This window comes from Citrobacter pasteurii (genome assembly GCF_019047765.1).
Taxonomy (GTDB): Bacteria; Pseudomonadota; Gammaproteobacteria; order Enterobacterales; family Enterobacteriaceae; genus Citrobacter; species Citrobacter pasteurii.
In genome coordinates this window covers 3,999,690-4,023,608 of the sequence record NZ_CP077262.1, presented here as the reverse complement: position 1 = coordinate 4,023,608, position 23,919 = coordinate 3,999,690, and the positions used below count along the sequence as shown (strand labels likewise).

The window sequence follows — 23,919 nt, the reverse complement described above, 5'->3', positions numbered from 1 at the left end:
ACGCGTATAGTCATCTACAGCGGAGTGTGGTTACACCATGATGGACAGCTTACGCACGGCTGCTAACAGTCTCGTGCTCAAGATTATTTTCGGTATCATTATCGTGTCGTTCATTTTGACCGGCGTGAGTGGTTACCTGATTGGCGGGGGCAATAACTACGCCGCCAAAGTGAATGGCCAGGAGATCAGCCGCGGGCAGTTCGAGAATGCGTTCAACAGCGAACGTAACCGCATGCAGCAACAGCTGGGCGATCAATATTCTGAGCTGGCGGCGAACGAAGGTTATATGAAAACGCTGCGTCAGCAGGTGCTGAATCGTCTTGTGGACGAAGCGCTGCTGGATCAGTACTCCCGTGAGCTTAAGCTCAACATTAGCGACGATCAGATTAAGCAGGCTATTTTCGCCACGCCGGCTTTCCAGGTTGACGGTAAATTTGATAACAACCGCTATAACGCGATTGTTAATCAGATGGGCATGACTGCCGATCAGTACGCGCAGGCATTGCGTAACCAGCTCACCACGCAACAGTTGATTAACGGCGTTGCCGGGACCGACTTCATGCTGAAGGGTGAAACGGACGAACTGGCTGCACTGGTTGCACAGCAACGTATCGTGCGTGAAGCGACGATTGATGTTAATGCTCTTGCCGCGAAGCAGTCGGTTACCGACGAAGAAGTGGCTAGTTACTACGAGCAGAATAAAAATCGCTTTATGACGCCGGAACAGTTCCGTGTGAGCTATATCAAGCTGGACGCTGCAGCAATGCAGGAAACCGCCAGCGATGCTGATATTCAGTCTTATTATGACCAGCATCAGGATCAGTTCACTCAGCCGCAGCGTAATCGCTACAGCATCATCCAGACCAAAACGGAAGATGAAGCAAAAGCGGTGCTTGATGCGCTGAACAAAGGCGGTGATTTTGCGACTCTGGCGAAAGAAAAATCTGCTGATATCATCTCTGCCCGTAACGGCGGTGATATGGGTTGGCTGGAAGACTCCACCACCCCAGATGAACTGAAAAATGCCGGTCTGAAAGAAAAAGGCCAGCTGTCAGGTGTGATTAAGTCTTCCGTTGGTTTCCTCGTGGCGCGTCTTGACGACGTACAGCCTGCGCAGGTTAAACCGCTGAGCGAAGCTCGTGACGACATTGCGGCGAAAGTGAAGCAGGAAAAAGCGCTGGATGCCTACTATGCGTTGCAGCAGAAAGTCAGCGATGCGGCCAGCAACGATAACGAATCTCTGGCGGGTGCGGAGCAGGCTGCAGGGATGAAAGCGGTTGAAACGGGCTGGTTTAGCCGTGACAGCCTGCCGGAAGAACTGAATTTCAAACCAGTCGCTGACATCATTTTCAATGGTGGTCTGGTTGGCGAAAACGGTACGCCGGGCAGTAACTCCGATATCATCACCGTGGATGGCGATCGCGCGTTTGTGCTGCGTATTAGCGAACACAAAGCCGAAGCCGTGAAGCCACTGGCTGAAGTGAAAGAGCAGGTAACTGCGCTCGTTAAGCACAATAAAGCAGAGCAGCAGGCGAAGCTTGATGCCGATAAACTGCTGGCGGATCTGAAAGCCGGTAAAGGCGATGAAGCGCTGAAAGCTGCGGGGCTGCGCTTTGGCGAGGCAAAAACGCTGAGCCGCACGGGCCAGGATCCGTTGAGTCAGGCGGCCTTTGGCCTGAGCCTGCCTGCGAAAGACAAACCGAGCTACGGTGTTGCGAACGATATGCAGGGTAACGTTGTACTGCTGGCGCTGGACGAAGTAAAAGCAGGCTCTATGCCAGAAGCACAGAAAAAAGCGATGGTTCAGGGGATTACTCAGAACAACGCGCAGATTGTCTTCGAAGCGCTGATGAGCAACCTGCGTAAAGCCGCAAAAATTAAAATCGGTGATGCGCTGGAACAGCAGCAATAACCGAGGCAGTTCGCAAAAAATTGCAAAAAGTTGTATCTACCAAAGGCCGCTTTCGCGGCCTTTTCCATTTCTGATATTTGCCATTTGTCTGCCGTTCATCCCCCCGCTATCGTGATTCCACTGTTAACAAACAAGGAGAAAACAGTATGAAACATGGAATCAAAGCCCTGCTTATCACTCTTTCATTGACCTGCGCCGGCATGGCCCAAACTGCGTTGGCGGCTGAGCCTGTCGCCAAAAGCCAGGCGACACAAACCAAAGCGGAAAACTCAGGGGCGGCACAAAGCAAAGCCACACTGCCCGCTAAAGCAAGCGACGATGAAGGCACCAGGGTAAGCATCAACAGCGCTTCTGCGGAGGATTTAGCGCGAGTCATGAATGGCGTAGGTCTGAAGAAAGCGCAGGCGATTGTCAGCTATCGTGAGGAGTACGGGCCATTTAAAACAGTCGATGATTTAAAGCAGGTGCCGGGGATGGGCAGCTCGCTGGTGGAACGTAATCTGGCAGTTTTAACACTTTAATAACTTGCACAGCGCTGAAAATTTGCCAGACTAGAGAGGTCATACCAGTTATGACCTCTCTACCCTAAAGTATGTTCTTATAAAAACAACGTAAGGTTTCTGCGCTATGCAAACACAAATCAAAGTCCGTGGTTTTCATCTTGATGTCTATCAGCACGTTAACAATGCCCGCTATCTGGAGTTTCTGGAAGAAGCCCGCTGGGATGGTCTGGAAAACAGCGACAGCTTTCAATGGATGACTGCACACCATATCGCGTTTGTGGTTGTTAACATCAATATCAACTACCGCCGTCCTGCCGTGCTGAGCGACCTGCTGACCATTACCAGCCAGGTGCAACAGCTAAATGGTAAAAGCGGGGTGTTAAACCAGACAATTACCCTGGAGCCGGAAGGGCAGGTGGTGGCCGACGCGTTGATTACCTTCGTCTGTATTGATTTGAAAACGCAAAAAGCGCTGCCGCTGGAAGGGGAGTTACGCGAAAAACTGGAGCAGATGGTGCAGTAGCTCAACGTTGCCTGATGGCGCTTCGCTTATCAGGCCTACGGGCGATATTGTGTACGATGAATGCTGTCGGTAGGCCGGATAAGGCGTTTACGCCGCCATCCGGCACTATTCGCACTATTATTTCAGGCCGGTTTTCTGCTTCATTGCCGCCATCACTGCCGGTTTATCCGCCAGATAATGGTTCAGGCCGTTGGCACGCAGATTACACGCCGCACAGTGACCGCAACCGTCACCTTTGATGCCGTTATAGCAGGTTAGTGTTTCTTCGCGTACAAGGTCCAGCTTGCCCCAGTAATCAGCCAGCGCCCAGGTTTCGGCTTTATCGATCCACATCAGTGGGGTTTCAAAGCGAATATCTTTCGCCATTCCCAGACTGACGGCATGGTTCAGGGCTTTGACAAACTCATCGCGACAGTCCGGGTATCCAGAGAAATCCGTTTCACAAACGCCGGTAATGACTGCCTCTGCCTGCACCTGGTACGCGTAAATTGCTGCCAGCGTTAAGAACAGAATATTGCGTCCTGGCACAAAGGTATTGGGAATGCCGTTCGCATCCGGTTCGTAATCGGGTACCGGAATGTTATCGCGGGTCAGGCTGCTGACAGCCAGTTCGCTGAGCAGCGTGACATCAAGCACTTTGTGCGCACGTGCGCCAAGTTTTAAGGCCAGGTCACGTGCGACATCAATCTCAGCGCGATGGCGCTGACCATAATCAAAGGTCACGCAGTGCACTTCATCATACTGATGCAGCGCTTGCGCCAGACAAGTCGTGGAGTCCTGACCTCCACTGAATACAACAACGGCACGTTTCATGGCTTTTCCTGACAAATAACGAAACCCATATGGTAGCGCCTGGGCCTGGTGTCGACCAGCTTCTTCACGCTGAAGGGGGCGGTAGCCAGGCTTCGGTGAACTCAAACCAGCCGCGAGGGTTCAGGCGTACGCCGTTCACCCCTGGTGGCGCGCTGATGCGATAGTGATAATTGAACAGCGGCGTCAGGGTTGCGTCATGCATTAACGTGGCGAAAACCTGCTGTAAAGCCGCATGACGATCGTCCTCATCGGCCTGAATTTGCAAGGCATCCAGCGTGGTCTGCAGATGAGTATATGCGGGTGCATTCAGAACGTGTGACCAGAGTTGATCGCAGCGCAACCACTGTTCGAGAGTATATTCAGGTGCTTCACCAATCAGTCTGTCGCCCATCATCAGGTCGGCCTGGGCCAGGGGATGATTGCCATCCCAGTTTTTAGCATTATGAAAAATAAGCGTTAATTCACAGCCGAGCTGCGCCAGCGCCTGGCGAAGCTGTTCCGCCATAGCATGCAGTTCTACCGGCAGGTGATAAGCCAGCGTCAATTTTTCCGGCAACGCTACTACGTCCAGTTCATCCCATTGTGGGATCGTCCATCCTGGCAGCAGCGCATTGCTTGGCGTGATCAGATTTTCATCCACCTCAAGCGTTTGTAGCAGGGAAGAACGGTGAATGATATTGACCAGCCGACGGGCTTGCTGCGTATTCAGGCGTGCGCTTTTTCTGAGCGTGAGATAACAAAAACCGAGGCTAATCCCGCTGCTCACCTGGCTTAGCATGGGAAGTTCCTCTGGTTTACCTATCGCAATTTGTACCGGATGGCGACAGCTGGTGCCCAAATCCTGGGAGAAAAGCTGCGGGGTTATCCAGTATTCAATGGCTTTCAATAGCGGGTGACTCAGGTGGTAGTGATCGTGACTCTCGATGCGCACCAGCTCAGGGGTAAACAGCGTCAACCGGAACGGGCCGGTACCCACAAACGGATGGTCTGGATGCGCCAGGTGACTGCTGTAGCTTGCCAGACGATGCGCCAGCCAGAAGTCGGGGCGATGCAGAATAAAGGTCAGGCACTGGGGATGCGTCACTTCAATGCGCTTTACGCTGATAAACAGCTTATTTAATGCGGGTAGCGCTAACAGCTTCAGCAACTGTTGATGTAGCTGCGTGCTGCTGACCGCATCGCCGTTATGCCAGTACAGGGTGGAACGAATATAGAAATCCCAGCGCAGACCGTCGGTGGAGATATTCCAGTGGTGGGCCAAATCACCACAAGGGTGTTGCGTGTGACTGTCAAAACGTGTCAGACCAGAGAAAATTTGTCCGGCGAGGTGTTGTTCCGCGCGACCGGGCAGGAATCCAGGATGCAAAGGGTCAAGCTGGCGATAATAGGGGATACGCAGGGTTGGCGTGTCGTTTTGCCATTGACCGCCCATAAACGGCTGTAGCAGGGTTCTTAATTCTCCCGGTGCCAGCTGAGCCAGCTCCAGCACGCTGAGCTGTTCACCCTTTTGTAGCGCCTGTTCCATCATGGTGTTGCGCAGGGAATCCGGCGTCACCAAAAAGCGTAACAGCCCGCGTTTCCCGCGCCCCGACCGGGCATGCCATTCCAGCCAGCCAGCATCCTGCGCTTGCTTTAGCAGGGTGCGCACGTGGCGCTCGCTGCAAAAACAGCGTTCAGCCAGTTCCCCGACGGTCACCGACTGCGGTTCGCCGTTCGAAGGCTGCCACAGGCGTTGGTACTGGTTCAGACGATTAAGCAGACGCATTGATACTTTATCCTTCTGGATGCCCGTTAACGGTTTTTGCGCAGATAAACCCGGAACAATTCATTTTATCTATTCACTATTACTTCCGTATATCTCAGGTGATACTGAATCACAAGTTAACCGCGTCACAGTGTGGAGAAAGAAATGGCTCGTCTGGCTGCATTTGATATGGATGGCACCCTTTTGATGCCGAATCACCACTTAGGTGATGAAACCCTTTCGACGCTGGCACGTCTGCGTGAACGTGATATCACCCTGACATTTGCCACCGGCCGCCATGTGCTGGAAATGCGCCATATTTTGGGTTCTATCTCGCTGGACGCCTTTTTAATCACCGGTAACGGGACGCGAATTCACTCGCTGGAAGGCGATGTATTGCATCGTCAGGATCTGGATCCCTCAGTCGCCGATATCGTATTGCACCAGCGGTGGGAAACGCAGGCCAGCATGCATGTCTTTAATGACAACGGCTGGTTCACCGGGCAAGAGATTCCGTCACTGTTGCAGGCGCATGTGTACAGCGGATTTCGTTACCAGATTGTGGATGTGAAGCGTATTCCTGCCCATCAGGTCACGAAAATCTGCTTCTGTGGCGATCATGACGATTTGGTTCGCCTGCGCATTCAGTTGAATGACGCGCTGGGCGAACAGGCGAATCTCTGTTTTTCTGCGATTGATTGCCTCGAAGTACTGCCGCTGGGCTGTAATAAAGGCTCTGCGCTGGCGGTACTGAGCGAGCACTTGGGTTATTCCATGGCTGACTGCATGGCGTTTGGCGATGCCATGAACGATCGCGAAATGTTAGGCAGCGTTGGGCGCGGCCTGATTATGGGTAACGCAATGCCGCAACTGATGGCTGAACTGCCGCATTTATCGGTGATTGGGCATTGCCGTAATCAGGCGGTGTCACACTTTTTGACGCATTGGCTGGACAATCCACATCTACCTTATTCCCCCGAATGAGAGATCCCTTCCAGCAAGCCAGACTTCACGTCTGGCTTTTTTTTGTCTGATCAGTGTGTATTCAGCAACAGGGATAGTTCCGCTTTCCACGGCGTTAAATCACCGATGTGCGCGTCAACCCACTGCGGGTTGTAGTAGGTTTCCAGGTAGCGTTCGCCGCTGTCGCACAGCAGCGTCACCAGCGACCCCGTTTCTCCGGCGTCGCGCATACGGGCGGCAAGTTGTAACGCTCCCCACATGTTGGTTCCGGTTGAGGCGCCCACTTTACGGCCTAGCTGCGTCTCCAGCCAGTGTGCGGTGGCAACGCTTGCGGCATCCGGAACGCGCAACATTTCATCGACCACATCAGGAATGAAAGAAGGCTCTACGCGTGGACGGCCAATGCCTTCAATTTTGCTGCCGACCGGACTGCGTAACGACGCATCGCGATCCTGCCAGTAAGGCAGAAAGACCGAGTTCTCTGGGTCTACCACCATCAGACGAGTGTCGTAGCCCTGACAGCGAATATAGCGACCAATGGTTGCGGAGGTACCACCGGTTCCTGCGCTCATCACGATATGGCGAGGCACGGGATTGGGCTCGCACTGCATCTGGCGGAAGATACTGTCGGCAATATTGTTGTTACCACGCCAGTCAGTAGCGCGTTCAGCATAGGTGAACTGGTCCATATAATGCCCGTTCAGTTCACGTGCCAGCTGTTCAGAAGCCGCATAGATTTCGCAGGCGCTTTCCACGAAGTGGCAGCGACCGCCATAAAATTCAATCTGTTCAACTTTACGTTTCGCCGTACAGGAAGGCATGACGGCAATAAACGGCAGTCCAAGCAGGCGGGCGAAATAGGCTTCAGAAACCGCTGTTGAACCCGATGACGATTCAATAATCGTGGTGCCTTCTTTGATCCAGCCATTACACAGTCCGTACAGAAACAGTGAGCGCGCCAGACGATGCTTCAGGCTACCGGTTGGATGCGTGCTCTCATCTTTCAAATAGAGCTGAATACCCGGAAACGCCGGAAGCGACAGGCGAATAAGATGCGTATCGGCAGAACGCTGGTAATCCGCATTAATTTCATTGATGGCGTTTTTAACCCAGGAGCTATTCATCATTAATAGATATCCGTTTGTCATTTTGTGCCCAGAATAGCGAAAAGCACGGAAAAAATTGTTGCCATTTAGCCTTTAAAATAGAATGTAAGGAGAAAATTCTTCTCTGTGGAGTGGATATGTTAGACAAAATTGACCGTAAGCTGCTTGGCCTACTGCAACAAGACTGCACCCTTTCTTTGCAGGCGTTAGCCGATGCCGTTAATCTGACGACCACCCCCTGCTGGAAACGGCTCAAGCGGCTTGAGGATGACGGCATTCTGCTGGGCAAGGTTGCTCTGCTGGATCCGGAAAAATTGGGGCTGGGTTTAACCGCGTTTGTGCTGATTAAAACCCAGCATCACAGCAGCGAGTGGTACTGCCGCTTTGTCACCGAAGTGACAGGGATGCCGGAGGTGTTGGGTTTCTGGCGAATGGCTGGGGAGTACGACTACCTGATGCGGGTACAGGTTGCTGATATGAAACGCTATGATGATTTCTATAAGCGTCTGGTGAATAGCGTACCGGGCCTGTCTGATGTTACCTCCAGTTTTGCGATGGAACAGATTAAATACACGACTGCTCTACCTATTGAATAACTCTCCCGGTGGTTATTGCCGGAAATCTTGTCAGGACATAACGCGTGCGATTATTTGCTCAATTAAGCTGGTACTTCCGCCGGGAGTGGCGTCGCTACCTCGGGGCGGTGGCCTTGCTTATCATCATCGCTATTCTTCAGCTTATCCCGCCAAAAGTGGTCGGTATCATCGTGGACGGTGTGACGACACAGAGTTTCACCACCGAGCGGCTGCTGATGTGGGTGGGAACCATTGCTCTGATCGCCGTGGTGGTTTATTTACTGCGCTATGTCTGGCGCGTGCTGCTGTTTGGCGCATCCTACCAACTGGCGGTTGAGCTGCGGGAAGATTATTACCGTCAGTTGAGTCGTCAGCATCCAGAGTTTTATCTGCGTCACCGCACGGGCGATCTGATGGCGCGTGCAACTAACGATGTTGACCGCGTGGTATTCGCCGCCGGGGAAGGCGTACTGACGCTGGTAGATTCGCTGGTCATGGGATGTGCGGTGTTGATCGTGATGTCTACGCAAATCAGTTGGGAGCTGACGCTGATCGCGCTACTGCCGATGCCGGTGATGGCGATAATGATCAAACGTTACGGCGATCGACTTCATAACCGCTTTAAGGTTGCGCAAGCAGCGTTCTCCAGCCTTAACGATCGTACTCAGGAAAGCCTGACCAGTATCCGTATGATTAAGGCTTTTGGTCTGGAAGACCGACAGTCGGCGCTATTTGCCGCAGATGCTAAAGATACCGGCAAGAAAAACTTGCGGGTCGCCCGCATTGACGCCCGTTTTGATCCCACGATTTATATCGCCATTGGTATGGCTAACCTGCTGGCTATCGCCGGGGGAAGCTGGATGGTGGTTCATGGTTCTCTGACCCTTGGTCAGTTAACCAGCTTTATGATGTATCTCGGGCTGATGATTTGGCCGATGCTGGCGCTGGCATGGATGTTTAACATCGTCGAGCGCGGCAGCGCCGCCTACAGCCGTATTCGCGCGATGCTGGCTGAAGCTCCCGTAGTGGATGATGGGACAGAACCCGTACCAGAAGGACGTGGTGAGTTAGCGGTGGCCATTCGCGAATTTCGCTACCCGCAAACGGCTCATCCGGTGCTGGAGAATGTGAATTTCCAGCTCAAACCCGGGCAAATGCTGGGCATTTGTGGCCCGACTGGGGCAGGGAAAAGTACCGTACTATCGCTGCTCCAGCGTCATTTTGATATCACCGAGGGCGATGTGCGCTTTCATGATATCCCGTTAACGCGCTTGCAGCTGGATAGCTGGCGTAGCCGTCTGGCAGTGGTCAGCCAGACACCTTTCTTGTTCTCGGATACGGTCGCCAACAACATAGCGCTTGGACGTCCACAGGCCACACAGGAAGAGATCGAACATGTGGCGCGCCTCGCCAGCGTGCATGAGGATATTTTACGTCTTCCTCAGGGCTATGACACCGAAGTGGGTGAACGCGGGGTGATGCTGTCCGGTGGACAAAAACAGCGTATTTCTATCGCTCGTGCGCTGCTGCTGAATGCTGAAATCCTGATTCTTGACGATGCGCTGTCGGCGGTAGATGGTCGTACCGAGCATCAGATTCTGCATAACCTGCGTCAGTGGGGCGAAGGCAGAACCGTGATTATCAGCGCCCACCGTTTATCGGCTCTGACGGAAGCCAATGAAATTATCGTGATGCAGCACGGACATATTGCTCAGCGTGGCGAACACGATGCGCTGGTGCAGCAACCTGGCTGGTATCGTGATATGTACCGCTATCAGCAACTGGAAGCGGCATTGTCTGATGCGCCAGAAATAAACGAGGAGGCGGCTAATGCGTAGTTTTGGGCAACTATGGCCGACCCTGAAAAGGCTGCTGGCGTACGGCTCGCCGTGGCGAAAACAGCTGTCTATTGCTGTTGTCATGCTGTGGGTGGCGGCAGCGGCGGAAGTCAGCGGTCCGCTGCTGATTAGCTATTTTATCGATAACATGGTGGCGAAGAACAATCTGCCGCTGGCAATGGTCGCCGGGCTGGTGGCGGCATATGTCGGTCTGCAACTGTTGGCGGCGGGCCTGCATTACGCGCAGTCATTACTCTTTAACCAGGCTGCGGTTGGCGTAGTACAACAGTTACGCACCGACGTAATGGATGCCGCGCTGCGTCAGCCGCTCAGTGCTTTTGATACGCAACCTGTCGGGCAGCTTATTTCCCGGGTGACCAATGACACTGAAGTGATCCGCGATCTGTACGTGACGGTGGTTGCGACGGTACTGCGCAGTGCAGCCTTAATCGGCGCCATGCTGGTGGCGATGTTCAGCCTTGAGTGGCGGATGGCGCTGGTGGCGATGGCCATTTTCCCGGCGGTGCTGGTGGTGATGGTCATTTATCAGCGCTACAGCACCCCGATTGTGCGCCGGGTTCGCGCCTATCTGGCGGATATTAATGATGGCTTTAACGAAGTTATCAACGGCATGAGCGTTATCCAACAGTTCCGCCAGCAGGCGCGCTTTGGTGAGCGAATGGGCGAAGCCAGCCGTTCTCACTATATGGCGCGTATGCAGACTCTGCGCCTGGATGGATTTCTGCTGCGTCCGCTGCTGAGCCTGTTCTCGGCGCTGATCCTCTGCGGTTTGCTGATGTTGTTTAGCTTTACTTCTGGCAGCGCCATCGAGGTTGGCGTGCTGTACGCGTTTATCAGCTATCTTGGCCGTTTGAACGAGCCGCTGATTGAGTTGACGACTCAGCAATCGATGTTGCAGCAGGCAGTTGTCGCCGGTGAGCGAGTGTTCGAGCTGATGGACGGACCCCGTCAGCGCTATGGTGACGATGATCGACCGCTGAAGAGCGGGGACATTGAGGTAGATTACGTTTCATTTGCCTATCGTGACGACAATCTGGTGCTGCAAAATATCAGCCTGTCCGTGCCATCGCGCAGTTTTGTGGCTTTGGTCGGACACACCGGTAGCGGCAAGAGTACGCTCGCCAGCCTGCTGATGGGGTACTACCCGCTGACGCAGGGTGAAATCCGTCTTGATGGACGGCCGTTGTCTTCACTGAGCCACGGTGCGTTGCGTCAGGGCATCGCGATGGTGCAGCAGGATCCGGTGGTGATGGCGGATACCTTCCTGGCAAACGTGACACTGGGTCGTGATATCTCCGAAGAACGGGTGTGGCGGGCGCTGGAGACGGTGCAACTGGCGGAACTGGCGCGCGGGCTGAGTGACGGTATTCATACCCGACTGGGCGAGCAGGGCAATAATTTATCCGTCGGGCAGAAACAGCTGCTGGCGCTGGCGCGTGTGCTGGTTGAAACGCCGCAGGTGCTGATTTTGGACGAAGCGACGGCCAGCATTGACTCCGGTACTGAACAAGCTATTCAGCAGGCGTTGGCAGCGGTGCGTGAGCACACCACGCTGGTGGTGATTGCGCATCGGTTATCCACTATTGTCGATGCTGACACCATTCTGGTACTGCACCGGGGGCAGGCTGTTGAACGCGGCACGCACCAGCAACTGCTTGCCGCACAGGGCCGCTACTGGCAAATGTATCAACTGCAGTTGGCGGGCGAAGAGCTGGCGGCTAGCGTAAACGAAGATTCGGCAATCGCCTGATGGCGCTGCGTTTCTCAGGCCTGCAGCCAGTGTGGTTTCGTAGGCCAGAGAAAGCGGTTTTGCCGCCATCCTGCAATCAACAATCTGGTGCAAAAATGTAACGCACTATGCACCGTTATAGTGCGTTTTTTCTTTTTCTATCCTCGCCGTACCCCGTGCGGCTAAATCATCCCGCGTTTTCCATTCCTGGCACACCCCTTGCATAGTTCAGCATGTGTATCTGCAGCCACTACTGAATTCTGACTGGAGGGGATCTATGAAGCTGGTTACCGTGGTAATCAAACCGTTCAAACTGGAAGACGTCCGTGAAGCATTGTCGTCTATTGGTATTCAGGGGCTGACCGTCACCGAAGTGAAGGGGTTTGGCCGACAAAAAGGTCATGCCGAGTTGTACCGGGGAGCTGAATACAGCGTCAACTTCCTACCCAAAGTGAAGATTGATGTGGCAATTGCTGATGACCAACTGGATGGCGTAATTGATGTCATCAGTAAGGCTGCCTACACCGGAAAAATTGGCGACGGCAAAATCTTCGTCGCCGAGCTACAACGCGTGATTCGTATTCGTACCGGCGAAGCCGACGAAGCCGCACTGTAACGTCTGGCACACAGTGATAGGAAACCAAAAAATGAAGATAGCAACGATGAAAACGGGTATTGCATCACTGGCGCTGCTGCCGGGACTGGCGATGGCGGCACCAGCGGTCGCGGATAAAGCCGATAACGCTTTTATGATGATCTGTACCGCGCTGGTGCTGTTTATGACCATCCCTGGCATTGCGCTGTTCTACGGCGGTTTAATTCGCGGTAAGAACGTGTTGTCGATGCTGACCCAGGTTACGGTGACATTTGCCCTGGTTTGTATTTTATGGGTGGTTTATGGCTACTCACTGGCCTTTGGCGAGGGGAATAATTTCTTCGGCAACTTCAACTGGGTATTGCTGAAGAATATCGCGCTGACGGCGGTCACGGGGAGCTTCTACCAGTACATTCACGTTGCTTTTCAGGGCTCGTTCGCCTGCATCACCGTGGGACTCATCGTCGGGGCACTGGCTGAACGTATTCGCTTCTCTGCGGTGCTGATTTTTGTGGTGGTGTGGTTAACGCTATCCTATATCCCTATTGCCCATATGGTCTGGGGCGGCGGCTTGCTGGCTTCCCATGGCGCACTGGATTTTGCAGGCGGCACGGTAGTACATATCAACGCCGCGATTGCCGGCCTGGTGGGTGCGTATCTGATTGGCAAACGCGTCGGTTTTGGTAAAGAAGCCTTTAAACCGCACAATCTGCCGATGGTCTTCACCGGTACCGCTATCCTTTACATTGGTTGGTTTGGCTTTAACGCTGGTTCTGCGGGTATGGCGAATGAAATCGCTGCACTGGCCTTCGTCAATACCGTGGTTGCTACTGCGGCCGCTATTCTCGGCTGGATCTTCGGCGAATGGGCGCTGCGTGGCAAACCGTCTCTGCTGGGCGCGTGTTCTGGCGCCATTGCCGGTCTGGTAGGCGTGACACCTGCCTGTGGCTATATCGGTGTCGGCGGTGCGCTGATTATCGGTGTCGTTGCGGGACTGGCTGGCCTGTGGGGCGTAACCATGCTGAAACGTTTTCTGCGCGTGGACGATCCGTGTGACGTGTTTGGCGTTCACGGCGTGTGCGGTATTGTCGGCTGTATCCTGACCGGCGTTTTCGCTGCCAGCTCTCTGGGTGGCGTGGGCTTTGCCGAGGGTGTGACCATGGGGCATCAGTTGCTGGTGCAACTGGAAAGCGTGGCGATCACCATTGTCTGGTCCGGTGTCGTGGCATTTATCGGCTATAAGCTGGCGGACATGACGGTAGGCCTGCGCGTACCGGAAGAGCAGGAGCGCGAAGGTCTGGATGTGAACAGCCACGGCGAGAACGCTTACAACGCCTGATGTTTCAATCCGCCGGATGGCGCTAAACGCTTATCCGGCCTACGATGATGTAGTCTGTAGGCCGGATAAGACATCAATTGCGATTACGCATGACTCCTTCCTGCACGGTAGAGGCGACCAGCACGCCGTCCTGGGTATAAAACTCCCCGCGAACAAAGCCCCGGGCACCGGAGGCCGAAGTACTCTCGACGTTATACAGCAGCCACTCATTGATATTGAACGGACGGTGGAACCACATGGAATGGTCAATGGTGGCGATCTGAATCCCTTTTTCCAGAAAACCAATGCCATACGGTTGTAAAGCAACAGGCAGGAAGTTCAGATCAGAGGCGTAACCAAGCAGATACTGATGAACACGCAGATCGTCCTGCAGCGTGCCGTTAGCGCGGATCCACACCTGGCGAGTCGGGTTGGCAACGTGACCTTTTAACGGATTATGAAATTCCACTGGACGGACTTCCAGCGGGCGGTCGTTGATAAATTTTTCTTTCAACAGCGGCGGCAGCAGGTGAGCGACCGAACGGGCAATTTCCGTTTCTGATTTTAGCTCTTCAGGACCAGGTGCTGCCGGCATCTCTTTTTGATGCTCAAACCCATCTTCTGGTGCCTGGAAAGAGGCGGTCATATAAAAAATGGGTTTGCCATTCTGGATCGCGGCAACGCGGCGGGCGCTGAAGCTGTTACCATCGCGCAGCACCTCGACATCATAGATGATGGGCTTTTGGCTATCGCCCGGACGTAAAAAATAGCTGTGGAAGGAGTGCACCAGACGCTCTTCCGGCACGGTCTCTTTCGCGGCGTACAACGCCTGACCGACAACCTGACCCCCAAAAACCTGACGTAACCCTAAGTCTTCACTTTGGCCCCGAAAGAGTCCTTCTTCAATTTTTTCCAGATTTAACAATGCCAGCAAATTTTTCAGTGCCAGACTCATACGTGCTCTCCAGGTAATAGCCTTCTCGCAGCGAGGTAGGCAGAGTATAACGCAATTTTGAAAGTGGTCCGATGGGTGCAATTGTCTGAATTACAGGCCTATTACAAGCAGAAATTGCTAATTTGTGCCACACTTAGTCATGTTATGTTTTTGTTAACCACTCTTCTGGCGAGGAAAGTTCTCGCTGGTGCATAGATGAGAAGGAGAATTTAATGAAACTCGTGCACATGGTAAGTGGTTTAGCGGTTGCGGTTGCTCTGGCGGCCTGTGCTGGTAAAAGTGCGGATATTCAAACACCTGCACCAAGCCCTAATACGTCAATTGCTGACACACAGTCAAAAATTCAACAGCCGAATGTGTCTGGTACGGTGTGGATCCGCCAGAAAGTTGCCTTACCGCCGGATGCCGTGCTGACCGTCACACTGTCAGATGCATCGCTTGCCGATGCACCGTCAAAAGTGCTGTCGCAAAAAGTTGTGCGTACCGAGGGTAAACAAGCGCCATTCAGCTTCGTGCTCCCGTTTAACCCGGCAGATATTCAGCCGAACGCCCGTATTCTGCTGAGTGCGGCGATTACGGTGAATGATAAACTGGTCTTTATTACTGATACCGTGCAGACGGTCATTAATCAGGGGGGGACAAAAGCTGACCTGACGCTGGTTCCTGTACAGCAAACGGCCGTTCCAGTACAGGCGAACGGTGGTGCCGCGACAACGGTACCGTCAACGTCACCCACGCAGGTGAATCCGTCTTCCGCAGTTCCTGCCCCGACACAGTACTAAGGGCATTCTAACCCTCTCCATCCGGAGGGGGTTAGTACACCCAGCGATAGCGCTGTAAATCGATTTGTCCACTCCCTGAAACCACAATACCTTCCGCCAGCAACGCCTGACGCTGTCGTTGCAGGTCTGGCCCCGTCAGCGAAATGGTACCATGGCGATTGACCACTCGATGCCAGGGTAGAGTGCTGCCTTCGGGTAGTCGCTTGAGTACACCGCCCACCTGACGTGCAGCGCGCGGTGAGCCAGCAAGCCTGGCGACATCGCCATAGGTGGTGACGAATCCTTCGGGGATTGAGGCAACGATTTGCCAGACGCGTTGAGGGAAAGAGTCTTGTATATCCATCGTTTATTCCTGCGCTAATCCTCCAGCATAATCCCGAATGACGAGGTAGTGAAGCTTCATTGCACAAGAAAACAGCATCCGATGCGTGATGGGTTGCAATTACAGGGTGCAGAAGTGATAATGCGCCTGCGCGTTGGTTAACAATGCTCTCAATGGGGGCTCTGTTGGTTCTCCCGCAACGCTACTCTGTTCACCAGGTCAGGTCCGGAAGGAAGCAGCCAGGGCAGATGACGTGTGTGCCGGGATGTAGCTGGCAGGGCCCCCACCCAATTCTGCCGTCCGGCAATCTCAGTTCTTCTCATCTTCTTTTCTTTGTCATCGTATTGTCATTTTATTGTCATCAAATGCTGTCAATGTGTTTCAGGGATGTTATTTGATGCTTTTGCCGCTGCCATCGCGCTGTAACGACATGGTCTTACATCCGGTGTGTTTTGGCTGACCACAAGGATTTTCTACGATGTCGACCGCAGTATTGAATGTCAAAATTGATGAGGCGCTAAAAGAAAAGCTGCGTCATTACGCTGAAGTGAATAATGAGAACCTAAGTATCTCGACGGAAAAATTGCTGCTTATCGCGTTTTCCGCCATTGAAGAGGCGGGAGTCTCCGCTGAGGATATTGATAGCCAGCATACGGAAGAATCCGTGGTTGAAGCACTGACTCCTAAAGAAATCAAAGCGCTGCGCAGATTACTGAAGAAGAAAAAATGAAACAACAACCGCTCTCAACCGCCTGTAATTATGGCGAAGCCTGTGAATTGCTACGTTCCGGTTATGTTAAACATGTTCGTTTGAGCTGGAATGTCGGCAGCGATGAGTTCTTTCGTATCGCTTCTGACTGGTGCGATGCCGGGGCGAAAATTAAGAAAGACGGCGAGAATTTTGTGATTTCCCTGAAGGGGTTCCCGGTTCCTCCTCAGCGGTAATATTGCCGGGACATCCTCGTCCATCACGCTATTCAAGGACGAGTCCTTTGACTCGTCGCTTAGATTATTTTGCGCATTTTCCCGTGACTTGCCTGTAAACGTAGGTTGTCCCAAATGGGTTGCAACGTCCGGAAAGCCGAGCGCATTGTGTCATCGGGCAGTGCGAAGGGCATACGCAAAAAGCGATCGAATGCGCCATCCAGGCCAAAACGCGTCCCGGTACCCATCTGAATACCTGCACTTTCGGCGCGGGTGGCAAACAACGTCGCCAGCGTATCGGGTAATTCAACCCAGAAAGAGAGCCCCCCCTGCGGTTGAGTAAACTGCCAATCCGGGAAATGTGTCTTCATCAGGTCATGGCACAGATCGCGCCGGGTGGTGAGCAATTGCCGTCTGTTGGGAAGAAAATCGGCCGCATTGTCCAGCAACCAACCCGTGGCAAGCTGTTCAAGTACTGGTGATCCTAAATCAAATGTGTCGCGAGTCTGTACCAGCGCAGCGATGGTACGCGACGAGGCCCGAATCCAGCCCAGACGTAACCCGCCCCAAAAACTTTTCCCCGCCGATCCCAGTAGGATTACCGGCGCATCGCGATTGAATGCAGCAAGTGGAGGCGGAGGCGGGGCGTCATACCACAGGTTTACCATGGTCTCATCGACCACCAGCGTGGTACGGGTTCTTTCCGCAATGTCCGCCACGACCTGGCGAGTTGCGGCGTCCATACAGCGCCCGGTCGGGTTGTGAAAGTCCGGCATCAGATAGGCCATTCTCGGGGCTGTTTGCGCGAGGGTGGCAACCAGACCCGCTGTATCCCAACCGTGCTCAGGCAGCGAAACGCCGACGGGGCGACATGACGCCCCTTGTATTGCTGCAATCGCCAGCGGATACGTGGGGTGATCGACCACTACGCGATCGCCGGGGCCGGTGAGTAAACGCAGGATCAGCGCCAGACCGCTGACTGCGCCGTTCACCACCATAATCTCATCGGGCTGCGTTGGGAGCCCGCGCTCGCAATAATGCCGGGCGATGGATTCACGCAAAACCGCCAGTCCCTGCGGCAGATACCCGGAGCTTAGCAAATGCTGCGGCATCGCAAACAGCGCTTGTTGGTAAGCCTGGTGAATTTCGGGACCGGCACTCAGCGCCGCCGTGGACAAATCCAGCGCTGTGCCGGTACTGGTTCGCGTCGGCACATGACGAATGTGTTCCGGCAGGATCACCCGTGAGCCGCTCCCATGACGGCTTTCCAGATATCCCTCCTCACGCAGTTGCGCCATGGCGCTGGCGATGGTAGTTCGGCTCACTTCCAGAACGGCAGCGAGCTCGCGTTCGCCGGGTAAGCGGGTATCCAGCGCCAATCGACCATCCAGGATCAGCAGGCGCAGTGCCTCTGCCAACTGTCGCCAGATAGGTGTACGCGAGGGGGTCTCCTGCCAGTGCCCAAGCAGGCGCTGCAGGGACTGGCTTCCATAACGGCGAGATGACATAGCAGTCCACTTTTTGAAAACTGGACATTAATCATAGTGCCAATTGCGGTGAAGATGAAAGCTATCTGAGAGGTGAGGAGAAAATTATGCTGCGTCGTTTACTTCAGCTGTTTATTGGGCTGACTCTGTACGGTGTGTCGACGGCGATGTTTGTACGTGCAGATTTAGGGGCTGACCCATGGAACGTATTTCACCTGGGCGTGGCAAATCTATTATCGATGAATATCGGCCTGGTGATCATCGCCGTGGGGGGACTGGTTCTGCTGGCATGGATACCACTGCGCCAGCGCCCCGGATTTGGCACTCTCAGCAATGTCATTATGATTGGTTTGGCGGCAGATGCCGCGCTGGCGGTGATCCCTGGATTTGAATCGCTACTGACGCGCAGTGGACTGCTGGTTGCGGCGGTGATCCTGAACGCGTTAGCCACCAGTCTGTACATTGGCGCCGGTTTTGGTGCGGGCCCACGTGACGGCTTGATGACCGGCATTCATGCGCGTACCGGCTGGCCAGTACGACGAATTCGCACCGCAATTGAAGTGTCAGTGCTGCTGATCGGCTGGCTGCTGGGGGGAACCGTCGGGGTTGGGACGGTGCTGTATGCGCTGGCTATCGGGCCGCTCATTCAGATTTGCCTGCCGTGGTTTCGCCATCAGCCACAGTCGCGTATCCGCCCCAGGAATGCGCCTGGGGCACGATCGTCTGCTGGCGACTAAACTTAACCTCGACTGACGCGGCCGGAATCGGCTTGCCGCGCAGTACACTTCGGAGGTTTATCTGATGAAGTATGTTGATGGTTTTGTTGTTGCCGTTCCTGCCGAAAACAAGGAGGCATATATCGCGATGGCGGCAAAGGCTGCGCCGCTTTTCAAGGAATTCGGTGCACTGCGCGTTGTGGAGTGTTGGGCTGATGATGTTCCCGACGGTAAGTTGACCGATTTTCGTCTGGCGGTAAAAGCGCAGGATCATGAAGAAGTGGTATTCAGCTGGATTGAATACCCTTCCAAAGAAGTCCGCGATGCGGCGAACCAGAAGATGATGTCCGATCCCCGTATGAAGGAGTTTGGTGAATCTATGCCATTTGATGGCAAGCGAATGATCTACGGTGGATTCTCGCCCATTATGGAAGAGTGACGTGACTGGCTGTGCGGCGTGCCGCCAGCCATCTCAATACATGCCAGCGTCAGGCTAAAGTCGTTTTTCCGCCCACAGAATAAATTCCGCCTTTGGCAGTGCTTTGCTGTACAGCCAGCCCTGACCATACTGTACGCCATGTTGACGTAGCCAGCTTTCCTGATTCTTGGTCTCGATGCCTTCTGCCACCATTTCCAGCTTCAGCGTTTTGGCTATCTCGATAATATGTGGCGTGACGTTATTGTATTCCAGCGCATCAACAAACGATTTGTCTATCTTCAGGACGTCGACATCCAGATCCTGCAAATAGCTCAGGCTGGAATAGCCTGTACCAAAATCATCAATATAAATAGGGTGGCCAGCCTGGCGGTATTTGGCGATAAACGGTGCACTGTTTTTCGGGTCAGCAAATTCACGCTCAGTCAGTTCCAGGGCAATTTGTGCGGGTTTTAGTTGCCAGTGGTTAACCATGCGACTTAGCAGCGCCGGAAGCGTTTCGGACTTCAAATCGGCCGACTCAAGGTTGAGTGATATATGCTGTTGAGGGTGTTGATGTAGCCATTTCCCTAGATCCTCGAAGACGTTTTCAATAATCAAACGTGTGAGTGGTTCTGTCAGGCCGGTTTCTTCGGCCAGGGGGATAAAAATATCGGGTGAGAGATAGCTACCGTCAGCTTGTCGCCAGCGGGCCAGTGCTTCTGCACCCACAACCTTTCCTGTTTTGAGCGAAATAATGGGCTGGTAATGGACCTTGATAGCCCGGTTTTGAATGGCGTCTTGCAATTGGTGATGGGGGGACTGCAAGCGGCGCAAAATACGCAGAATAAAGAGGGCGGTGAGCAGGCCAATAATGAGCCCTGCCGGGAGCCAGATCAACGCCTGTCGGTGCCAGAATTTTTGCAAAGGTAATGCCGACGCCCAGCTTACGATAGTGATGCCCAGCTCGGGGAAAGGGCGAGAATTATAAATACTGCCCTCTTTTTGAAAATGGCTGATAGAACGGTCTTTTTGCAGATGATGTAACACGTTTAAAGGGAGATCTGCACTACTGGCCACCACGACGTTGCTTACTGTACCCACAATGGCGACTTCGATTGGCCATGAACCAAATGGGATGACATCAATGAACGATCCCGGATCGATCATCACGACATAATGTTCGCTGCCGAGCGCCGCCATAAAACGCTGTATTCCGAGGTCGTTTTGCGAAGTTAGCCAGGCGCGATAGCCATCGGGCGTGACTTTCATTGCCGGAGGAAATGCGACTGCCTGGCTTCTTTTTTCCAGGGATGAGCATTGCGGAACGTTATCTTTAAGGTACAGCACTTCCTGAATATTACGGTAACTGTATGACAAACGGCGCATTTCCAGCAAATGTTCGTCGCTGCATGGCACGCCCTGAAAGGTCTCGATACTGCGTAAGGCTTTTTTAGCTTGTTCGCCAACGCGTTCTGTACGCAATGCGACGCGTGTGGAGAACATATCGAGTTCATCGATAAATTTCGTTTCAACCTGACGATGCGCCAGCCACAGGCTTAAACCTACGGGGGCGAGGATGGAAAGAAACAGTACCCCTGTCACCAGGCTTATCAGATGTCGTGTTGTCACAGTGATATCCTTATTTACACAGCATAGGGAAAGTATATCTGAAAGCCGAAAAAGCTATTCGATTGGCATCATATATTTACGGCCACTAATCATCCCGTTTAATAACCCACAACGTAAATCGGGTTGTGATTCGTACAAGAGTGGTGTATTTTGTTGAGTATGTTATAACGTAACAAATTGAGGTTACCATGAAACCGGATATCCACCCTTTTTATCGCCCGGTAGTGTTTCACGATACTAGCGCCAATGAATACTTTAAGGTCGGTTCGACGATCAAAACCGAACGCGAGATTGAGTTCGAGGGGCAAATGTACCCGTACGTAACGCTTGATATCTCGTCTAAGTCACATCCGTACTACACCGGTAAACAGAAAACCTTCGATAACGAAGGCAGCGCGGCTCGTTTCCAGAAACGTTTCGGCCACTTCATTGGCACTAAGCGAGGTTAAGATGCAGGTACTCAATTCACTTCGCAGCGCAAAGCAGCGGCACCCTGACTGCCAGATAGTCAAACGCAAAGGGCGTTTGTACGTTATCTGCAAAACGAATCCGCGTTTTAAAGCGGTACAGGGTCGTAAAAAAAGACGTTAGTCACTTTGCCAGCATTACAGGGACTGAAGTGCGTTCCCCTCGGGGGACGCACTTTTTTTGTGTGTGACAGGGCGTGATTACTGACTGGCCTGCGCGCGGGTTAGTGTGAAGACATCATAAAATGACAGTTCGCCTTTCCGCGTTATCATTTTTTGCAGTTGGGCCTTATGCTCACTGTCGACTTGGGGAGAGTGCAGGATAGTGTCGATGAGCGAAGGTGGCACAAAGCGCGTGTTGTACCATTCACCGTTATAGCAGACTCTGAAATCCAGTACGTCAATGTCTTCAAAGCGGTAACGTGGCGCAACGTCAAAAAAGAAAAAGGCGTTGAGTAAGGCGAACAGTACAACCAACAGCCATACCGAATCGACCAGCGTTTCTGATTGCAGCATAACCGCCAGCGTGGCAAAAAACGCAACATACATGCCGATAAATAGCCCAGGATGTTTACGAATAAAGCTGATGCTAAAGCGCGGTTTGTTGTCGCGCTTTTCACGAATATTTAAGTCGTCGATGGTTTCGGTAAGCAGGCGTTGTATTTCTGTCATCTCTTGCCTTCGTGAAGTCTGCAATAGTCAGGAGGGATCAGCTTATTTTAAAAGGGGATACCGTCTGAGAAAAGTAACAGATTAACCACAATTTAGCATAACAGTTACATATCAGATCACAGTGTTTTGATGATCCGTGCCGGATTGCCTCCGACGACGGTGTTTGCCGGAACGCTTTTAGTCACCACCGCCCCTGACGCCACAACCACGTTGTCGCCCAGTGTTACACCCGGATTTATTACTGCGCGACCACCGATCCAGACATTATTCCCGATGGTTACAGGTTTCCCTAGTTCAACCCCGCTGTTGCGTTCGTTAGCGTCCAGTGGATGAGTTGCCGTATAGATATGGACTCCCGGTGCCAACATACAGTTATCACCGATGTGGATTGGGCAGACATCAAGCATGACGCAGTCGAAGTTGGCGTAAAACGCTTTGCCGAGATAAATGTTATACCCGTAGTCGCAACGAAAAGAGGGCTCAATGTAAGCGCCTTCGCTTTGCCCCAACAGATCGCGCAAGATAGCCTGACGTTCACTCTGCGCATCGGGTGCGGTGGCATTGTATCGGTGGATGAGTTGGCGTGCGCGGAGACGGTCGTTGCGCAACGTTTCATCTGCCGGGCGATACAATTCGCCGGCGATCATCTTTTTCTTATCTTCACTCATTACGAACTTTCCCGTTTGCTGATAGGCCGTCACAGTACAGTAAAACGCAATGCAGGAAAGGGGAACGTTCCCGTTTTCTCACTGTGATTGTAATCACGTGATTTGAATTAAATAATGGTTGTTGGTACGGGAAATGGTCAGTCAGACAAACAAATGTTTCGCGATACCTGACTTAACCTCATGAGCAATTAACGAATAAATTTCCAAACAGATGTTGGGATCTTGTCGTAGAGCTTATTCATTGTCAATTCAGCAAGACGATGATCGGCGGCTGAGTAAAATACAGCCAGTTCATTGTCAGACAATTCATATTTATTTTTCTCAATAACACGTTCAAGCGTGTCAATTGTTTGACAGCGTCGCAGGCGCATCAAATAATCTGTTTTAGTTAATGGTTTATCGGACATAACTCTTACCTATGATTGTAATAATTTTTAACAAGACAAACTGACAGGATTAGCCCTGGTGGCATTGACAAAACAGCGAAACAGTCGATTACCTGACTTCCGCCATTTCTGCAGATCCTGCGTATTAATACCATAACTACTGAACAACATAAAAGTGTCATCCAGGTATTCATCAATCTGCGCGATCAGCTTATTGTCCTCATTGTACTTAATTTTATAATTAAGTGCGAAGGTTGCAATATGCTCTATCAGTTCATTGAGCTGCAAGCTGGTTGCGGAGGTAGGGTCATTTACCCAACCATGGTTGCTTTGTTCAAGGTTTGCAAGACAGTCATGATACAGGGTTTCGCAGAGAAATTTAAGCTGCGCGATATCATGTCTTTTCGGTGAGTATTCATCCATAACGCATCCCCTTCTTAGTGGTTTAGACTAACCGAACACCTTTCGGGATGGATACAACAAACGACCTGGAACTTGCCCGCGACTCCTGATGATTTAACTATAATCTACTCTAAAAAAGATTTCATCGTCATATCACGAAAAATTACAATTATGTAAAATTATGATGCAGTCCATTTTTACATTTTAACAGATAAATGCCGGTATTCGAAATGGAACAACTTCTTTATTCCCGGCCAATCATCACGTTATCTTGTTTAGGTTTAGCAACGAAAGGCGACAACCGACTCCGTGAACGAAAACTAGGAATAGTCTTAATATTTATTTAAGTAAATAATGGTTAGTGACGTTTTTTAAGAATGGCCTTTAAACTCACAAGGATTATATCGCTTATTTAAACAAGAGAAAATAAACGAAATCGCAATAAGCGTTT

At 52.4% G+C, this 23,919-nt stretch carries 27 protein-coding genes and 1 other RNA gene; 17 read left to right on the top strand and 11 right to left on the bottom strand.

From position 1 onward, the window contains the following. The first annotated feature begins 37 nt into the window (after positions 1-37). The 3 genes from ppiD to I6L54_RS19555 all read left to right on the top strand — a co-directional run bounded on the left by ppiD (position 38) and on the right by I6L54_RS19555 (position 2,938). Positions 38-1,912: a peptidylprolyl isomerase gene (gene ppiD / locus I6L54_RS19565; RefSeq protein ID WP_005125168.1), complete on the top strand. Its 1,875-nt coding sequence runs from the start codon at positions 38-40 to the stop codon at positions 1,910-1,912. 146 nt (positions 1,913-2,058) lie between these two features. Next, positions 2,059-2,433 carry a helix-hairpin-helix domain-containing protein gene (locus I6L54_RS19560; protein ID WP_005125169.1) on the top strand — a complete coding sequence of 125 codons (375 nt, stop codon included), beginning with the start codon at positions 2,059-2,061 and terminating at the stop codon, positions 2,431-2,433. A 106-nt stretch (positions 2,434-2,539) separates the two neighbouring features. Then, positions 2,540-2,938 (top strand): YbgC/FadM family acyl-CoA thioesterase, encoded by a 399-nt coding sequence (locus I6L54_RS19555; protein WP_005125170.1) that lies wholly within the window; start codon positions 2,540-2,542, stop codon positions 2,936-2,938. Between the two features lie 117 nt (positions 2,939-3,055). On the opposite strand, the gene queC is transcribed toward I6L54_RS19555, so the two are convergent. Then, positions 3,056-3,751, bottom strand: a complete 696-nt coding sequence (gene queC / locus I6L54_RS19550; RefSeq protein WP_003021638.1) for a 7-cyano-7-deazaguanine synthase QueC — start codon at positions 3,749-3,751, stop codon at positions 3,056-3,058. A 64-nt stretch (positions 3,752-3,815) separates the two neighbouring features. Continuing rightward, on the bottom strand, positions 3,816-5,516 hold the full coding sequence (locus I6L54_RS19545; RefSeq protein ID WP_040232702.1) for an SgrR family transcriptional regulator: 1,701 nt from the start codon (positions 5,514-5,516) through the stop codon (positions 3,816-3,818). Between the two features lie 144 nt (positions 5,517-5,660). On the opposite strand from I6L54_RS19545, the gene cof reads away from it, so the two are divergent. Then, the gene (cof, locus tag I6L54_RS19540) at positions 5,661-6,479 is read left to right on the top strand and encodes an HMP-PP phosphatase (RefSeq protein WP_005125173.1); all 819 of its coding nucleotides are present in this window, start codon (positions 5,661-5,663) and stop codon (positions 6,477-6,479) included. A gap of 50 nt (positions 6,480-6,529) precedes the next feature. Here the strand turns inward: cof and I6L54_RS19535 are convergent, their stop codons facing one another. Continuing rightward, positions 6,530-7,585, bottom strand: coding sequence for a PLP-dependent cysteine synthase family protein (locus I6L54_RS19535; RefSeq protein ID WP_233614615.1), 1,056 nt, complete (start codon positions 7,583-7,585; stop codon positions 6,530-6,532). A gap of 116 nt (positions 7,586-7,701) precedes the next feature. On the opposite strand from I6L54_RS19535, the gene decR reads away from it, so the two are divergent. The 5 genes from decR to amtB all read left to right on the top strand — a co-directional run bounded on the left by decR (position 7,702) and on the right by amtB (position 13,661). Beyond that, complete coding sequence (gene decR / locus I6L54_RS19530) at positions 7,702-8,160, top strand: DNA-binding transcriptional regulator DecR (RefSeq protein ID WP_005125175.1); 459 nt, start codon at positions 7,702-7,704, stop codon at positions 8,158-8,160. A 44-nt stretch (positions 8,161-8,204) separates the two neighbouring features. Further along, positions 8,205-9,977 (top strand): SmdA family multidrug ABC transporter permease/ATP-binding protein, encoded by a 1,773-nt coding sequence (locus I6L54_RS19525; RefSeq protein WP_040232701.1) that lies wholly within the window; start codon positions 8,205-8,207, stop codon positions 9,975-9,977. After that, complete coding sequence (locus I6L54_RS19520; protein WP_040232700.1) at positions 9,970-11,748, top strand: SmdB family multidrug efflux ABC transporter permease/ATP-binding protein; 1,779 nt, start codon at positions 9,970-9,972, stop codon at positions 11,746-11,748. The genes I6L54_RS19525 and I6L54_RS19520 overlap by 8 nt, the downstream gene beginning before the upstream one ends. Before the next feature lie 256 nt (positions 11,749-12,004). Continuing rightward, positions 12,005-12,343, top strand: a complete 339-nt coding sequence (gene glnK / locus I6L54_RS19515; protein ID WP_003021657.1) for a P-II family nitrogen regulator — start codon at positions 12,005-12,007, stop codon at positions 12,341-12,343. Between the two features lie 31 nt (positions 12,344-12,374). Then, the gene (amtB, locus tag I6L54_RS19510) at positions 12,375-13,661 is read left to right on the top strand and encodes an ammonium transporter AmtB (RefSeq protein ID WP_040232699.1); all 1,287 of its coding nucleotides are present in this window, start codon (positions 12,375-12,377) and stop codon (positions 13,659-13,661) included. A gap of 73 nt (positions 13,662-13,734) precedes the next feature. On the opposite strand, the gene tesB is transcribed toward amtB, so the two are convergent. Continuing rightward, positions 13,735-14,595: an acyl-CoA thioesterase II gene (gene tesB / locus I6L54_RS19505; RefSeq protein WP_005125179.1), complete on the bottom strand. Its 861-nt coding sequence runs from the start codon at positions 14,593-14,595 to the stop codon at positions 13,735-13,737. Positions 14,596-14,807: 212 nt separating this feature from the next. Between tesB and I6L54_RS19500 the strand changes: the two genes are divergently transcribed. Continuing rightward, a complete protein-coding gene (locus I6L54_RS19500) occupies positions 14,808-15,377 on the top strand; it encodes a YbaY family lipoprotein (RefSeq protein WP_040232697.1) in 570 nt (189 codons plus the stop codon). Positions 15,378-15,408: 31 nt separating this feature from the next. Here I6L54_RS19500 and I6L54_RS19495 read toward each other — a convergent pair whose 3' ends face one another. Then, positions 15,409-15,720 (bottom strand): MGMT family protein, encoded by a 312-nt coding sequence (locus tag I6L54_RS19495; RefSeq protein ID WP_003831028.1) that lies wholly within the window; start codon positions 15,718-15,720, stop codon positions 15,409-15,411. Positions 15,721-15,882: 162 nt separating this feature from the next. Here I6L54_RS19495 and ffs point away from each other — a divergent pair. The 3 genes from ffs to I6L54_RS19480 all read left to right on the top strand — a co-directional run bounded on the left by ffs (position 15,883) and on the right by I6L54_RS19480 (position 16,644). Further along, positions 15,883-15,979: signal recognition particle sRNA small type (gene ffs, locus I6L54_RS19490), an RNA gene on the top strand. 198 nt (positions 15,980-16,177) lie between these two features. After that, positions 16,178-16,429, top strand: coding sequence for a hypothetical protein (locus tag I6L54_RS19485; protein WP_005125182.1), 252 nt, complete (start codon positions 16,178-16,180; stop codon positions 16,427-16,429). Continuing rightward, positions 16,426-16,644: a hypothetical protein gene (locus I6L54_RS19480; protein WP_005125184.1), complete on the top strand. Its 219-nt coding sequence runs from the start codon at positions 16,426-16,428 to the stop codon at positions 16,642-16,644. The genes I6L54_RS19485 and I6L54_RS19480 overlap by 4 nt, the downstream gene beginning before the upstream one ends. Before the next feature lie 59 nt (positions 16,645-16,703). On the opposite strand, the gene yczR is transcribed toward I6L54_RS19480, so the two are convergent. Next, the gene (gene yczR / locus I6L54_RS19475) at positions 16,704-18,131 is read right to left on the bottom strand and encodes a MocR-like transcription factor YczR (RefSeq protein ID WP_005125185.1); all 1,428 of its coding nucleotides are present in this window, start codon (positions 18,129-18,131) and stop codon (positions 16,704-16,706) included. Between the two features lie 86 nt (positions 18,132-18,217). Here yczR and yczE point away from each other — a divergent pair, with 86 nt between their 5' ends. Together yczE and I6L54_RS19465 are read left to right on the top strand one after the other, a co-directional pair. Next, entirely contained in the window at positions 18,218-18,847 is a 630-nt protein-coding gene (yczE, locus tag I6L54_RS19470) for a membrane protein YczE (RefSeq protein WP_005125186.1), read from the top strand. A 64-nt stretch (positions 18,848-18,911) separates the two neighbouring features. Beyond that, positions 18,912-19,265 (top strand): DUF1428 domain-containing protein, encoded by a 354-nt coding sequence (locus I6L54_RS19465; RefSeq protein ID WP_005125187.1) that lies wholly within the window; start codon positions 18,912-18,914, stop codon positions 19,263-19,265. Between the two features lie 54 nt (positions 19,266-19,319). On the opposite strand, the gene I6L54_RS19460 is transcribed toward I6L54_RS19465, so the two are convergent. Next, entirely contained in the window at positions 19,320-20,873 is a 1,554-nt protein-coding gene (locus tag I6L54_RS19460) for a cyclic di-3',5'-guanosine monophosphate phosphodiesterase PdeB (RefSeq protein WP_040232693.1), read from the bottom strand. 188 nt (positions 20,874-21,061) lie between these two features. Between I6L54_RS19460 and I6L54_RS19455 the strand changes: the two genes are divergently transcribed. Continuing rightward, the gene (locus I6L54_RS19455) at positions 21,062-21,322 is read left to right on the top strand and encodes a type B 50S ribosomal protein L31 (protein WP_005125189.1); all 261 of its coding nucleotides are present in this window, start codon (positions 21,062-21,064) and stop codon (positions 21,320-21,322) included. Position 21,323: 1 nt separating this feature from the next. Further along, on the top strand, positions 21,324-21,464 hold the full coding sequence (ykgO, locus tag I6L54_RS19450; protein WP_005125190.1) for a type B 50S ribosomal protein L36: 141 nt from the start codon (positions 21,324-21,326) through the stop codon (positions 21,462-21,464). A 77-nt stretch (positions 21,465-21,541) separates the two neighbouring features. Here the strand turns inward: ykgO and I6L54_RS19445 are convergent, their stop codons facing one another. From I6L54_RS19445 to tomB, 4 genes are all read right to left on the bottom strand, one after another. Then, a complete protein-coding gene (locus tag I6L54_RS19445) occupies positions 21,542-22,012 on the bottom strand; it encodes a YlaC family protein (protein WP_040232692.1) in 471 nt (156 codons plus the stop codon). A 116-nt stretch (positions 22,013-22,128) separates the two neighbouring features. Then, positions 22,129-22,680: a maltose O-acetyltransferase gene (maa, locus tag I6L54_RS19440; RefSeq protein WP_005125192.1), complete on the bottom strand. Its 552-nt coding sequence runs from the start codon at positions 22,678-22,680 to the stop codon at positions 22,129-22,131. A gap of 188 nt (positions 22,681-22,868) precedes the next feature. Further along, positions 22,869-23,087: a hemolysin expression-modulating protein Hha gene (locus I6L54_RS19435; RefSeq protein WP_002892050.1), complete on the bottom strand. Its 219-nt coding sequence runs from the start codon at positions 23,085-23,087 to the stop codon at positions 22,869-22,871. 27 nt (positions 23,088-23,114) lie between these two features. Next, complete coding sequence (tomB, locus tag I6L54_RS19430; protein ID WP_003021733.1) at positions 23,115-23,489, bottom strand: Hha toxicity modulator TomB; 375 nt, start codon at positions 23,487-23,489, stop codon at positions 23,115-23,117. Positions 23,490-23,919 lie beyond the last annotated feature (430 nt).